The sequence below is a fragment of the Allobosea sp. 2KB_26 genome (genome assembly GCF_052115715.1).
Classification (GTDB): domain Bacteria; phylum Pseudomonadota; class Alphaproteobacteria; order Rhizobiales; family Beijerinckiaceae; genus Allobosea.
Genome location: NZ_JBFRHE010000006.1, coordinates 102,914 through 116,283, shown reverse-complemented (window position 1 = coordinate 116,283; position 13,370 = coordinate 102,914). Strand labels below are relative to the sequence as shown.

The following is a 13,370-nucleotide window of genomic DNA, read 5'->3' as shown; positions in this document are numbered from 1 at the left end:
TCATCCCCCGGCTAGCTCTTCCTGGCCTTGACGGCCTCGCAAACGGCCGAGTCTCCCAGACCACGCAGCATTCAAAACAGCGTGTTTCCGACCACGCTGCTACGGCTGCGCGGAGCATGTCCCATGCGGGAAGAGCGCCCTCATTGGCTCAGTCAGGGGCTTGGGAACTTTCCAGCCGCCAGGAGATCCGCGTATCCGCATCATCCCAGCCGAAATCACCAGCCTCGTGCCAACGCGCATTCGCCGTCTGGCACTTAAGTCTTCGGGCTGCTCACTGCTTGGTGAGGACATCCTGGATCGCCCGAGCGGCGACGGCGTGGCCATTCTCGTTCCAGTGGGCATCCGCCGCGAACTCGAACCGCCGCTGGTTGCGAGCCCAGTCCTCGGCGAAGACGGGATGCAGGTCGAGGAAGGCGATTCCCGCCCGTGAGGCTGCCTCGGCCGCGATACGGTTGAGCTTCAGCGCCGGGCTGTCGGGGCGGCCGGCATAGATCGCGCTGCGATCGCCATCCATCGCGACCAACAACTTGGCGCCGATGCTGCGAGCCTGCGCCGCCAGACGGACCATCATGTAATCCGTCGCGGCGCGGATATCGGCCTCACGACTGAGCACCGACGCGACATCGATATTGGCCGCAAAACGCGTGTCCTCGGCCTGGGCAGGCCCGAGGAAGGCATCCAGGAGAGCCTGCGGACGCACCTGCCAGCGGTAGAGGAAATAGCGTGCCGTTGCGGTCTGCCTGAGCCATTCCACGGCGCGGGGACGCCAGGGCTCAGGCGCGATCTCGCCCTGAACCTTGCCGCCCTCGACACGCAGCTTCAGGAAGCTCGACGTATACCGGCCCGGCGTGAAGACGAAGCTCTCGTCGAAGTCGTTATGGACCAGCAGCACGACGATCTGGTCCGGCCTCGCCGCCAGCACTTCACGGTCGATCATCTGGATATATTGGCTGAAGGGCGCGCCTGCGATGGCGTAGCGGTAGACCTCGACGGGGCCCACGCTGGCAAGGCCACCCTGAATCACGTCGGCGAAGCTGCGCCCGACCGGAACCTGCAGGGCCTCGACAAAGCTGTCGCCGACAAAGGCGACCCGCCGACGCCCCGGAACGCGCTCTGCCGGATAATCCGGCAAGGGCGAATTCCAGCCCTTGGCGTTGATCGAGAACGGCGCCGCGATCTCGTCGCGTACTCGCCAGACGCCGGTCTGGTTCGGAGCATAGCGCACGAGTTCGTTGACGAAGTCGTTGCGCGGCACGTCGCTGCCCGGCAGCACGAAACGGAACAGAACAAGCTCGCAAAACGCGAGAAACACCAGCAGGCTGGCCAGCGACACGCCAAGATTGATCAGGCCGTTATGCAGGCGGGAGCGAGACTTCTCCACCGTCATGCTCCCGCTCATTGCTCTAGTCGATATCCTCGACTTCGACCTCGGTACCATAGACGCGCTGTGCCAGCGACGCTTCCATGAACGGGTCGAGATCACCGTCAAGCACGTCCGACGGTGCCGTCGAGCTCACTCCGGTGCGCAGATCCTTCACCAGCTGATAGGGCTGCAGCACATAGGAGCGAATCTGGTGGCCCCAGCCGATATCGGTCTTCGAGGCCGCCTCGGCATTCGCCTTTTCCTCGCGCTTCTTCAGCTCGACCTCGTAGAGGCGGGCGCGAAGCATGTCCCACGCCTTGGCGCGGTTCTTGTGCTGCGAGCGCTCCTGCTGGCAGGTGACCGCGATCCCAGTCGGGATATGCGTGATGCGCACCGCCGAATCGGTCGTGTTGATGTGCTGCCCACCAGCGCCCTGGGCGCGATAGGTGTCGATCCGGCAATCCGATTCCTTGACGTCGATGACGATTCGGTCGTCGACGACGGGATAGACCCAGACGGATGCGAAGCTGGTCTGCCGGCGGGCGTTCGAATCGAACGGCGAGATGCGCACAAGTCGGTGCACGCCCGATTCGGTCTTCAGCCAGCCATAGGCATTATGGCCCTTGAACTGCAGCGTCGCCGACTTGATGCCGGCCTGATCGCCATCCTGATAGTCGAGCATCTCGACCTTGAACTTCCGCCGCTCGCCCCAGCGCCGATACATGCGCAATAGCATCTCAGCCCAGTCCTGGCTTTCAGTTCCGCCGGCGCCGGGATGGATTTCGACATAGGTGTCGAGCATGTCGGCCTCGCCGGAGAGCAAGGTCTCGACCTGCCGCCGTGCGGCTTCCTGCTCGACAGCCTTGATCGCGCCTTCGCCTTCCGTGACGGAGGCAGCGTCACTCTCCATCTCGCCCAGCTCGATCAGCGTCAGGGCGTCGTCGAGATCGCGCTCGAGCTTCAGGATGCCGTTGATCTGGTCTTCGAGCGAGGTCCGCTCGCGCATCAGCTTTTGTGCCTGCTCGGCATCGTCCCAGAAGGTGGGGCCTTCGGAAAGCGCGTTCAGCTCCGCGAGGCGTCGTTGTGCGACATCCCAGTCAAAGATGCCTCCTCAGCAGTCCGATCGACTGCTTGGCGTTATCAAGTTGGGTCTGAACTTCAGGACGCATGATGCCGGCAGAGCTTTCCTTGATGGGATTCGATCCGGCATGCCGGACGGAGTTGTTCAGATAGGGGCGAAAGGCGCGGGTGTAAACGGCGCAGAGTGCTTTCCCGCCTCCGCGAGGCGATCAGAGAGATGCCGTCATCTCCACCAGCTTCGCCACCGTGTTCATGTTGCGCGCCGTGCCGGCGTCGCAGGCCGGGATGCGCAAGCGTGAATCCGCCATCCCGTCGCCATAGAAGATATAGGCTTCGCGCTGTGCGAGATGCATCAGTTCACCCCGGATACCGCGGGCATGGTCCAGGGCGTCAGCGGGAAGCGGCTCGTCGACGAAGATCGCCACGGTGCGGTTGCCCGGCTTGTCCGCAAAGGGATTGCGCGCCAGCACCCCGGACATCTCGGCTGCAGACCTGACCAGCACACCGACCGGCTTTCCCGCGTAGGTCCGGAGTTTGTCCTCAAGCACCGACTTGACCTGCGCTTCGTCCGCATCGCTCATGAACACCACATTGCCGCTGGCGATATAAGTGCGCACCTGCCGCAGGCCGGCTTCCTCGCACATCGCCTTCAAAGTGCTCATCGGGAGTTTTCCCGTTCCCCCGACATTGACCGCGCGCAACAAAGCTACATAGGCCGTCATGACGCCTCGTCGAATGCAGAGTTCGCCCCGATGCCGGCGCCCTCGCCGACCGGGATACAGAACGCCGGCACGAGACACAGGGCCGATCTGACCTTCGCTCCCACGCCGGCGAAAATGGATCTAGTAAAGGCCGCCGGTGCCCGACCCTACGCTACGCCCGCCGCCGGGAGAGACGTTGAGCGGTGCGCCGCCACCTTCGCCAGCAGCGCCAATGACCGAGTAGCTGTCAGGCGGAGCGGTACCCGGCTTGAAGGCTTCGAGAATGCCGCCTTCGCCACCGGCACGCATGCCGCTGCGCGGATCGACGCGGATCAACTTGATGCCGGCCGGCACGCGGAACGGCGTCGCCGGCTTGTCCTTCAGCGCAGCCATCATGAAGTCGCGGAAGATCGGAGCGGCATATTGGCCGGCGGTCGCCGAGTTGCCCAGCGACTTCGGCTTGTCGAAGCCCATATAGACGCCGACGGCGAGATCAGGCGAGAAGCCGACGAACCAGACGTCCTTGGCCTCGTTGGTCGTGCCGGTCTTGCCCGCGAGCGGCTTGCCGACCGACTTGACCACCTGCGCCGTGCCGTTCTGGACCACGCCTTCGAGCAGCGAAACCATCTGGTAGGCGGTCAGCGGATCGAGCACCTGGTCGCGATTGTCGATCAGGCGCGGCTCCTTCTGGCTCGCCCATTTGTCGGCATTACAGCCTTCGCAGATGCGCTGGTCGTGACGATAGATCGTGCCACCAAAGCGATCCTGGATGCGGTCGATCAAGGTCGGACGAATGCGCTTGCCGCCATTGACCAGCATCGAATAGGCCGCCGTCATGCGCATCACGGTGGTTTCACCGGCGCCGAGCGACATCGAGAGCACCGGCAGCATGTCGTCATAGACGCCGAAGCGGCGGGCATATTCCGCGATCAGCGGCATGCCCACATCCTTGGCAAGGCGCACAGTCATCAGGTTCTTGGAGAACTGGATGCCGTAGCGCAGGGTGCGCGGCCCGGTCGACTTGCCGTCATAGTTCTCAGGCCGCCAGACACCGAGACCACCGCCTTGATCGACCTCGATCGGCGCGTCGAGCACGATGCTCGACGGCGTATAGCCGTTGTCGAGCGCAGTGGCGTAGACGAAAGGCTTGAAGGACGAGCCCGGCTGGCGCAGCGCCTGCGTCGCGCGGTTGAACTCCGACTGATCATGCGAGAAGCCGCCGACCATGGCCAGCACGCGGCCTGAATACGGATCCATCACGGTGATGGCGCCGTTGACCTCAGGCATCTGGCGCAGACGGACCTGGCCGGGCCTGCTGTCCATCGGTTCGACATAGACGACGTCGCCGACCGACACGGCCTGGGCAACGCGGGCGCGTCGGGTCCAGCGGATGCCCTCGCCCGTCAGCGTCACGGTATCGCGTTCGGTCCGGAGGTGGCCGGAATTTTCGCGCCCCGGATGCAGGCCAAGCCGGGCGCTGTCGCCATTCACGTCGAGCACGACGGCGAGGCGCCAGGGTGCCACATCGCCGAGCACCGGCAGGTCGCCGAGCGCAATGCCCCAGTCGCGCGCGCTGATGTCGAGCTTCTGGTTGGCGCCACGCCAACCGCGCGCCTCGTCGAAGCGGACGAGCCCGTCGACCAGCGACTTGCGGGCAAGCAGCTGCATCTTGGGATCGACGGTGGCGCGCACAGAGAGGCCGCCCTCGAGCAGCTTCTTCTCGCCATAGCGATCCTGCAGCTCGCGGCGAATCTCCTCGGCAAAATAGCCGGCCGCGATGTTGTTGGGCGAAACCGTACGCGGGTTGACGCCGAGCGGCTGCTTCTTGGCGGCCTCGGCCTCCTCGCGCTTGACCACGCCGTTCTCGGCCATGCGATCAAGCACATAGTTGCGACGCTCGATCGCCCGTTCGCGATTGCGGAAGGGATGAAGGTCGGTCGGAGCCTTGGGCAGAGCCGCGAGATAGGCGACCTCCTGCAGGTTCAGCTCATGCACCGACTTGCCGAAATAATTCAGTGCCGCAGCGGCAACGCCGTAGCTGCCCTGCCCCGGCGCCGGCGCTCCGAGATAGATCTCGTTCAGGTAGAGCTCCAGGATCTTGTCCTTGGAATAGGTTCCCTCGATGCGCAGCGCGATCAGCGCCTCGCGGATCTTGCGCTCCAGCGACTGTTCCGAACCAACGAGAAAGTTCTTCGCAACCTGCTGGGTAATGGTCGAGGCGCCCTGCGGCCGGCGGCCGGACGCGCGGTTGCGGAAATTCGTGATCGCAGCGCGGACAAGCCCTTCGGGGTCGACGCCCATATGCTTGTAGAAATTCTTGTCCTCGGCCGAGAGATAGGCGTCGACGACCAGCTTGGGAATCGCCTGGATCGGCAGATAGAGGCGGCGCTCGCGGGCGAATTCGGCGATCAGGCTGCCGTCACCGGCATGCACGCGGCTCATCACCGGCGGCTCATAGTTCCGCAGCTGCGCCGAGTCGGGCAGATCCTTCGAATAATGCCAGATGAACCCGCCGGCCACGACGGCGCCGATGACGAATACGATCGTGCCCGCAGCGAATAGCCACCCGAAGAGTCGCAGAATAAACCGCATCTAAGGCCCATGCCCCTGATTGCTGTGCAGTGACCGGTCTCGCCGGGTTCGCCGCAACAGAGCCGATCTCGTGCAAGAATCGGTTGCCACCGTCTCGCTCCCAGCTCTCGTCCTCGTCGCTTCCAAATCAGGTCTATAACACGGCTGAGATGGCGGAACCGTGGCCTAACGACCACAATCTTCGCCAACCGCATCAACAGGTCTCAACGTTGGTTCGTGGCAGCTTTTCCAGCCGAAAGCGTACTGGTGAAATAGCCATCGATCGCGTTGTGGACCGCCCCGACTGCCTGTGCTCGCCAGGACGGCGAATTCAGCAACTCCGCATCCTTGGGGCTCGACATATAGCCGAGCTCGATCAGCACGGAGGGAACATCCGGCGCGGTCAGGACACGAAATCCTGCAGAACGCAAGGGTACCTTGTGCAGCTTGACCGAACCGCCGAGTTTCTCGACCAGATTTCGCGCGAAGACCGATGAGAACGTCCGCGTTTCTCGCTTGGCGAGATCCATCAGGATGCCCGCGACGTCCTGCACATCCTCGGCTGCGTCGAGGCCCGCGACGGCGTCCGCCTGGTTTTCCTTGGCCGCGAGCCGCGCCGATTCGGCGTCGGTGGCGCGCTCCGAGCCGGTATAAATCGTTGCACCGCGGACATCCTGCGCTTGTGACAGCGAGTCGGCATGGATCGAGATGAAGAGATCAGCGCCGGCGGCGCGGGCGATCTTCACGCGCTGCCCCAATGGCACGAAGGTATCGTCATCGCGCGTCATCATCACGCGATAGCGGCCGCCGGCTTCGAGCTGCTCCTTCAGAGCCAGTCCGAAGGCGAGCACGACCGACTTCTCGGCGATCGAGGCAACCACGGCACCGGGATCGATCCCGCCATGCCCGGGGTCGATCACCACGAGCTGGCGTGTTTCCCCATGCGGCTTGGGCGCTTGTGAAGTCGGCCCCTCCTGCGACTGCGGTGCCGGGCGAACCGAAGCCGCCTGGAACTCGGCCCTGCTCGTGCGCTTCAACTCGACGACCAGTTCACCGAATCCGCCGCGTACCTTGCGGACCTCAGCCTTCGCGACGACGGCTGGCTGAGCCAGATCCAGAATGATGCGGGACCGATCGGCCGTGAACATCCCGAACCGGAAGGCACTGACGAATCCGGCCCCCTTGCGTGCCGCGTTCGGCTGAACCTGGAAATTGACCGAGGGCAGATCAATCACCACCCGATCCGGCGCGGCCATCACCGAGGCGCTGATCTCGACGGGACGCGAGAGCGCCATGATGAGCCTGACGACCTCGCCGGCCTGCTCGATCCTGGCATCGGTCGCGACCGGAAACTCATTCGCGGGCCTGGACGCAGGATTGGCGCCTGCCGGCGCGCATGGCGCCAGAATCAACCAGGACCCGAGCATCAGACGGACCACGCCTGAAACCGTCAGCCGGTTCAGGCCAGCGCTGTAGGAATGGAACGTCAGGCGAATGGATCCCATTGGCGTCACCAAGGCTTAACCATAGCGACGCAGAAGCTTAACAGCCGGTTACCACGCAATTGTGATGGCGAGAACCGCCCGGGGGCCACCGCCATGATGTTGCCCAAACGATGTGACTTGCAAATCACTGTCACCTGTCTGTAATGGGGGTGGTTGCATTGCAAAGCCACCCGTAGCGCGCATCCGGATTCGAGGATCCGTTGGCGTCCGGGACACGGCGAAGCGACAGGCCCTTTCAGGACTTGTCGCGGCAGGGCAGCCGCCAACGGATCGTCCGCGGACGGCCTGCGTCAGGCATGAGGTTCGGCGCATGGCAGTCTTTCGCGAGCGTGCAAACGCGGTGCAATCGTCTTCGACGCACGCACTGCAGGTTAGGTCAGATGTCGGGGCATACGACGCCGCTTAGCTCATCGGTGCATCGTCCATACCTTCGGGACTGCGGCGGGCTTTTTGCCCGGGCAGGCTTCCCGATCCGCCATTGCGTCCTGATCCCTCACTCCCTCCTGCAACATGCCGGTTCAAGCCGGCTCATGCGCGGCGCCCCTGCCCGCGGCAGCGGATATCCTTCCGCAGCCCGGCGGGTTCTGTCGGCGGCTGCGCCAATGGAAATCTCTTATGGCCAACAAGATGCTTATCGACGCAACACACCCGGAAGAGACCCGGGTCGTGGTGGTGCGCGGCTCGCGCGTCGAGGAATTTGATTTCGAATCTGCCAGCCGCAAGCCGCTGCGGGGCAATATCTATCTGGCGAAGGTGACGCGGGTCGAACCTTCGCTCCAGGCCGCATTCGTCGAATATGGCGGCAACCGTCACGGGTTCCTCGCCTTCTCCGAAATCCATCCGGATTACTACCAGATTCCGGTTGCCGATCGGCAGGCCCTGCTCGCCGAGGAGGCACGCGCCGACCGCGAAGAGGAGCGCGATGAGGAGCGCCGCGAGAAGCGTGGCCGCCGCGACCGTGGCCGGCGTGACCGCGACGGACGCGCCAAGAAGGCGAGCAACGACGAGACGGTCAGCGCCGATGTCGTCGAGACCGACGGCAAGGAAGCCGCCATGGTCAACGAGGGCGCGCCCGCCTTCGGCGAGTATTTTGCACCTGCCGTCGCAGAATCGAGCGACGAGGCCGTCCTCGAGAACGCTGCGCCCCTGACCTTCGAGACCGTGATCGAAGTGTCTGCAGAAACCGACGAGGCTTCTGCGGACACCGAGGAAGCGCGCCGCCCGTCCGAGAACGAAGAGGACGAGAACGGCGAAGACAGCGAGGATCATGGCCACGACGAGCCGCAGGAAGAGCCGGAGCAACTCGGCGGCGGCGACGCCCTGGACGATATGCCGGAGCGCCCGCGCCACTCGCGCCGCCAGTACAAGATCCAGGAGGTGATCAAGCGCCGCCAGATCATCCTGGTCCAGGTCGTCAAGGAAGAGCGCGGGAACAAGGGCGCGGCGCTCACCACTTATCTCTCGCTCGCCGGCCGCTATTCGGTCCTGATGCCGAACACCGGCAAGGGCGGCGGCATCTCCCGCAAGATCACCAATGCCGAGGACCGCAAGCGCCTCAAGGAAATCGCCCAGGAACTGGAGGTGCCGGAGGGGATGGGCATCATCCTGCGCACGGCAGGCGCCTCGCGCACCAAGGTCGAGATCAAGCGGGACTACGAGTACCTGATGCGGATGTGGGAGAGCGTGCGCGAACTCACGCTCGGCTCCGTCGCGCCGGCGCTCGTCTATGAGGAAGGAAACCTCGTCAAGCGCTCGATCCGGGATCTCTACAACAAGGATATCGACGAGGTTCATGTCGCCGGCGAAGAGGCCTATCGCGAGGCAAAAGACTTCATGCGCATGCTCATGCCGAGCCATGCCAAGAGCGTGAAGGCCTATCGCGACCAGACCCCGCTCTTCGCCTCGTTCGGCGTCGAGAGCCAGCTCGACGCGATGTTCTCGAACACCGTCACGCTGAAATCCGGCGGCTACATCGTCATCAACCAGACCGAAGCTCTGGTCGCGATCGATATCAACTCGGGCCGCTCGACCCGCGAACACAATATCGAGGACACGGCTCTCAAGACCAATCTGGAAGCGGCGGAAGAAATCTCCCGCCAGCTCAGGCTGCGCGATCTCGCCGGTCTCATCGTGATCGATTTCATCGACATGGAGGAGAACCGCAACAACCGTGCAGTCGAGAAGAAGCTCAAGGACTGCCTCAAGAACGACCGCGCGCGCATCCAGGTCGGCCGGATTTCGGCCTTCGGCCTGCTGGAGATGTCGCGTCAGCGCATCCGCACCGGCGTTCTCGAGAGCTCCTCGGTCCCCTGCCCGCACTGCGCTGGTGCCGGCATGATCCGCTCGACCTCCTCGGTGGCGCTGCAGATCCTGCGCGCGCTCGAAGAAACCCTGATCAAGAGCGCCTCGCACAATCTTTCGGTCCGGACGCGGCCGGAAGTGGCGCTCTATGTTCTGAACCAGAAGCGCGCGCATCTCACCGATCTCGAGATGCGCTTCGCCATCGCGATCACGGTCTCGGCCGACGCCACCCTGCTCGGCACCCGCTATTTCGAGGTCGAGCGCGGCGAGTTCGTCGGCAATGAAGGCCGTGTCGTTCCGAGCCCGTTCAAGGCCGAGGCGATCGCGCATGTCGATGACGATGCGCTCGATGCAGCAGCCGAGGCGGAGGCCGCCGGAGGAAGCGAAGACGAGCAGGAGGACGCGGCACAGGGGGACGCCGTTGCGGAACGCCAGGATGGCGAAGCCCGCGGAGATGGCGAAGCCCGTGGGGACGGCGGACGCAAGCGCCGCCGTCGTCGCCGGCGCCGGCGTGGTGGCGAGCGCGATGCCAATGGCCAGCAGCTCGAAGGCGGCAGCGATGCCGAAGGCGATGAAGGCGACGAGGAGGGCGACGAGCACGCCGACAGCCCCGCTGTCGCGGAAGCCATCCCCGCTCCTGTAGCCGAGCCGGTCGAAGCGCCTGTCGCTGAGGTTGCAGCTGAAGTCGTCGAGGAGACCAAGCCGCGCCGCGCCCGCCGCAGCACTCGCAAGACCAAGGCCGAAACCGAGCAGGAGGCAGCCCCCGAAGCCACGAAGGCTGCCGAAGGCGTGACGGAGACTGTCGCGGAAGCCGCGCCGGCCGAGAAGCCGAAGCGCAGCCGGGCACGCAAGAAGGTCGTCCCGATCACCGAGGACGGTGTCGCAGCCGAGGCCCCCGCTCCAGTGGCCGAAATTCCGGCTGCTCCGGTCGAGACGCCGATCGCCTCCGAAGCTGAACCGGCTCCCGAGCCCGCCGCCGCCCCGCGTGTCGTCGAGGAACCCGTCGCGGTCGTACTGACCCCGCCGGATCCGGACCGTCCGAAGCGCGGCGGCTGGTGGAACAAGCTCGCCGGACGCAAGTAAGACCTCAGGCCGCTGCGATCACTCGCAGCGGCCTTCTTCGTTATGGGGGTGACCGTCGATGCCGCCGCCGAGAAGTTTTGAGCGACTGGCGCTCCTCGTCGTCAGCGTCGCGGCGCTGCTCTGTCTCGCCTGGCTGGCTTTGCAGGCGATCGGCTGGTTCGGCGTCGGCTTGCTCGGCCTCTTCATCGCCTTCGTAGCGATCCGCTTTGAGCTCGAGGAGAACCGGCCGGTCGGCCACCAGATGACTCCGGATCTCTATGCCAGCCAGTTCCACAAACATGGCCGTGAGCATGAGGCGGAAAGAGCGGGCTTTCGCACAGAGCTCATCGCCCAGATTTCTGCCGCCCGCCTCGGACTCGGGCTTGGCCTCCTGCTGACCGCCATTGGCTTCGGCTTCTTCTTCATCCTCGAGGCCAGCCGTTGAGGGCCTACCCGGCTGAAGGCGCCAGCGGCGTCGGCGGCTGGATGGTCGTGATCGATGCAGCGGCCCCGGCAGAAGCCTGCCCTTCACCGCCCCTGACGGTCACCGCGTTCGAGGCAAAGGCTACGCCGGCATCGTTGAGCGCCTGGTACATCCGCTTTAACGCCTCGCGCTGGAGCGCGCCGGCCTGAGCCGGCTTGGCAGTGAATTTCAGCCGGATGACGATCGCGGTGTCGGCGATCTCGGCCACACCCTGCATCTTGAGCTGCGCGATAAAGTGAGGTCCGAATTCCGGGTCCTCCAGCAACGCGAGGCCGATCTTCTTGATGGTCTTGCGCGCCTTCTCGATATCGGCGGAGCGGTCGAGCCGGACGTTGAACTTCACCGTCGCCCAGTCACGGCTAGCATTGGTCAGAGACGGAATCTGACCGAAGGGCACCGTGTGGATCTGGCCGCTCTGGTGGCGCAGCTGTACCGAGCGTAGCGAAATCTTCTCGACCGTGCCCTTCAGCCGCCCCGTATCGACATATTCGCCGACGCGGAAGGCATCCTCGACCATGAAGAAGAAGCCGGAGACGATATCGCGCACGAGCGCCTGCGAACCGAAGGAAACCGCAAGTCCCAGGATGCCGAAGCCGGCCAGGAGGGGCCCGATGTCGACACCCAGCCGCGACAGCACCACAAGGCTGGTCAGTCCAATCACGGCCCCGAGCACGACACCGCGCAGCACCGGGAGCACCGTGCCGAGCCGGGACGGCACATGGTCGTCGTGGGGCGCATCCTCATCAGCCGGCCCGGCATGCACTGCGCTCGGCGTATAGGCGTCGAAGAAGGCGCGCAGGAAGGTCAGCGCGATCCATCCCATGAATGCCAGGGTGGCGACGCTGAGGAGGCGCTGACCGAACGACACGGTATCGGGCGCATCGGCGTCCATGACGAAACCGCTCCAGAGCCGGACCAGCAAATAGAGTGCGCAGAGCCAGACGAAGCCCACCACGCTCGATTGCAAGGTCCTGCCCAGCGCACGCGAGATCGGGGTCTGCTCCGCAGCGCGGCAGTTCAGCCAAGAGCGGATCAGCGCCCCGAGCCCCGACGCCACGATCGGCGCAAGCACGACGATGAACTGCGTGGTTCCCGCTTTCACGCCCCAATGCGCGCCATCAGGCATGACCGCCGCACTGCGGCCCACGGCCCAGATCAACACGGCGCTCGCCATCAAGAGCCAGGGCGTCGCCGCAGCCACCCCGCGGCGCAAGCCGCTTGCCGGGGTGCCGGGTTGCGCCAAGCTGACAAGGTCATGCCGTGCATACCAGAACCACCAGACCTTATAGGCTGTCAGCAGCAGCGAGGACAGTGCGAACCATCCAGCAATAGAGGCCGGATCCGAGGCCGAGCGTTCGCCGAGTGCGTTCACGACCAGAGCGATATGGCCGAAGAACGCATAGATCATGATCAGAGCGAAATGCCGTTCGGCGCGCGGCAGGGGCAGGATGCGCCGCGCCGGGTGCCCCGGCGCAAGCAAGAACCGCCCGGCCATCGCGAACGACCACAACATCCCCAACCCGTAAAGTTCGGCTGTGGCGATGTGTTGCGCGAAATCGAGCTGCGGCAGAAGCCAGTGCACCAAGGTGCGCCCGGCAAGCCATAGCGCCACGAGCGCGACGAAATCGTGCAGAAGGCCGATTGAGGAGGCAACGAAACGTTCGAACAGCGTATCGTCCCGAGGCACCAGGCGCCTGGAGATCAAGCCACGCGTGATGTTCCAGAGGATGACGGCGAAGGCCGCAGCAGCAAACAGGATGAGCAGGATGCGGACCGCCGCCGATAATCCCGTGGCGCCATTCTGATTGGCGGCCCAGGCGCGGGCCCAGTCGCTCGGTATCCGCGTCGCGGACGGGATCGACGCGTTGCCATAGTCGAAGCCGTCGACGAAATGGTTGGCAACCTCCTCGAGGCGCGTTTCGGCGACCGCAACGCGCGTTTCCGTTGGCGCGGGCTTAACAGGTGTTGCCGCTGCCGCCGGTGCCGTTGCGACGGCCTCGCCGGGACCAGCCATGCGGAGAATGACCTTGCGCCCCCCCGCCTCCAGCGTCGTGATGGTCTTGCGCAGCGCGTCGGGAGCCTCGTCCCCGCGCAGGATCAGGGTCACGCTGTTGTCACCGGACGCCTGGGCGAACGCTGCCGATACCGATCCGAAGAGCATGAGCAGAAAGGCAAGGAGAACCAGCGCCGACGGCAAGGCATGGCCGCGTGAAGACGCAAAGAAAATTCGCATCAAAACCGGCTCCCTCGTGTCTCCTATGACTTGGACGGGATTACAGGCGTTTGGCAAGCATTCCGCGCTG

Annotated in this window: 8 protein-coding genes; 2 read left to right on the top strand and 6 right to left on the bottom strand. The window is 64.6% G+C overall.

What is annotated here, in order from left to right; translation table 11 throughout:
- Positions 1–271: 271 nt before the first annotated feature.
- The 5 genes from AB4099_RS17935 to AB4099_RS17915 form a co-directional block, all read right to left on the bottom strand.
- On the bottom strand, positions 272–1,387 hold the full coding sequence (locus AB4099_RS17935) for an SGNH/GDSL hydrolase family protein (RefSeq protein ID WP_441479029.1): 1,116 nt from the start codon (positions 1,385–1,387) through the stop codon (positions 272–274).
- 16 nt (positions 1,388–1,403) lie between these two features.
- A protein-coding gene (prfB, locus tag AB4099_RS17930; RefSeq protein WP_113512734.1) for a peptide chain release factor 2 occupies positions 1,404–2,532 on the bottom strand; the annotation gives its coding sequence in 2 pieces (ribosomal slippage) (positions 1,404–2,462 and positions 2,464–2,532; 1,128 coding nt in all).
- 120 nt (positions 2,533–2,652) lie between these two features.
- Positions 2,653–3,165 carry a DUF1697 domain-containing protein gene (locus AB4099_RS17925; protein WP_113512736.1) on the bottom strand — a complete coding sequence of 171 codons (513 nt, stop codon included), beginning with the start codon at positions 3,163–3,165 and terminating at the stop codon, positions 2,653–2,655.
- Positions 3,166–3,285: 120 nt separating this feature from the next.
- A complete protein-coding gene (locus AB4099_RS17920) occupies positions 3,286–5,736 on the bottom strand; it encodes a penicillin-binding protein 1A (protein WP_113512738.1) in 2,451 nt (816 codons plus the stop codon).
- A 203-nt stretch (positions 5,737–5,939) separates the two neighbouring features.
- Positions 5,940–7,220: an N-acetylmuramoyl-L-alanine amidase gene (locus AB4099_RS17915; RefSeq protein WP_113512740.1), complete on the bottom strand. Its 1,281-nt coding sequence runs from the start codon at positions 7,218–7,220 to the stop codon at positions 5,940–5,942.
- Positions 7,221–7,835: 615 nt separating this feature from the next.
- On the opposite strand from AB4099_RS17915, the gene AB4099_RS17910 reads away from it, so the two are divergent.
- Both AB4099_RS17910 and AB4099_RS17905 read left to right on the top strand, forming a co-directional pair.
- Positions 7,836–10,604, top strand: coding sequence for an Rne/Rng family ribonuclease (locus AB4099_RS17910; RefSeq protein WP_441479028.1), 2,769 nt, complete (start codon positions 7,836–7,838; stop codon positions 10,602–10,604).
- Between the two features lie 58 nt (positions 10,605–10,662).
- The gene (locus AB4099_RS17905; RefSeq protein ID WP_441479027.1) at positions 10,663–11,028 is read left to right on the top strand and encodes a hypothetical protein; all 366 of its coding nucleotides are present in this window, start codon (positions 10,663–10,665) and stop codon (positions 11,026–11,028) included.
- 4 nt (positions 11,029–11,032) lie between these two features.
- Here the strand turns inward: AB4099_RS17905 and AB4099_RS17900 are convergent, their stop codons facing one another.
- On the bottom strand, positions 11,033–13,300 hold the full coding sequence (locus AB4099_RS17900) for a mechanosensitive ion channel family protein (protein ID WP_441479026.1): 2,268 nt from the start codon (positions 13,298–13,300) through the stop codon (positions 11,033–11,035).
- Between the last annotated feature and the right edge of the window lie 70 nt (positions 13,301–13,370).

What these genes read in the sequence shown, in the direction of transcription:
- AB4099_RS17935 (WP_441479029.1), bottom strand. Translation starts at nt 1,387, where the DNA reads ATGACGGTGGAGAAGTCTCGCTCCCGCCTGCATAACGGCCTGATCAAT.
- AB4099_RS17925 (WP_113512736.1), bottom strand. Translation starts at nt 3,165, where the DNA reads ATGACGGCCTATGTAGCTTTGTTGCGCGCGGTCAATGTCGGGGGAACG.
- AB4099_RS17920 (WP_113512738.1), bottom strand. Translation starts at nt 5,736, where the DNA reads ATGCGGTTTATTCTGCGACTCTTCGGGTGGCTATTCGCTGCGGGCACG.
- AB4099_RS17915 (WP_113512740.1), bottom strand. Translation starts at nt 7,220, where the DNA reads ATGGGATCCATTCGCCTGACGTTCCATTCCTACAGCGCTGGCCTGAAC.
- AB4099_RS17910 (WP_441479028.1), top strand. Translation starts at nt 7,836, where the DNA reads ATGGCCAACAAGATGCTTATCGACGCAACACACCCGGAAGAGACCCGG.
- AB4099_RS17905 (WP_441479027.1), top strand. Translation starts at nt 10,663, where the DNA reads ATGCCGCCGCCGAGAAGTTTTGAGCGACTGGCGCTCCTCGTCGTCAGC.
- AB4099_RS17900 (WP_441479026.1), bottom strand. Translation starts at nt 13,300, where the DNA reads ATGCGAATTTTCTTTGCGTCTTCACGCGGCCATGCCTTGCCGTCGGCG.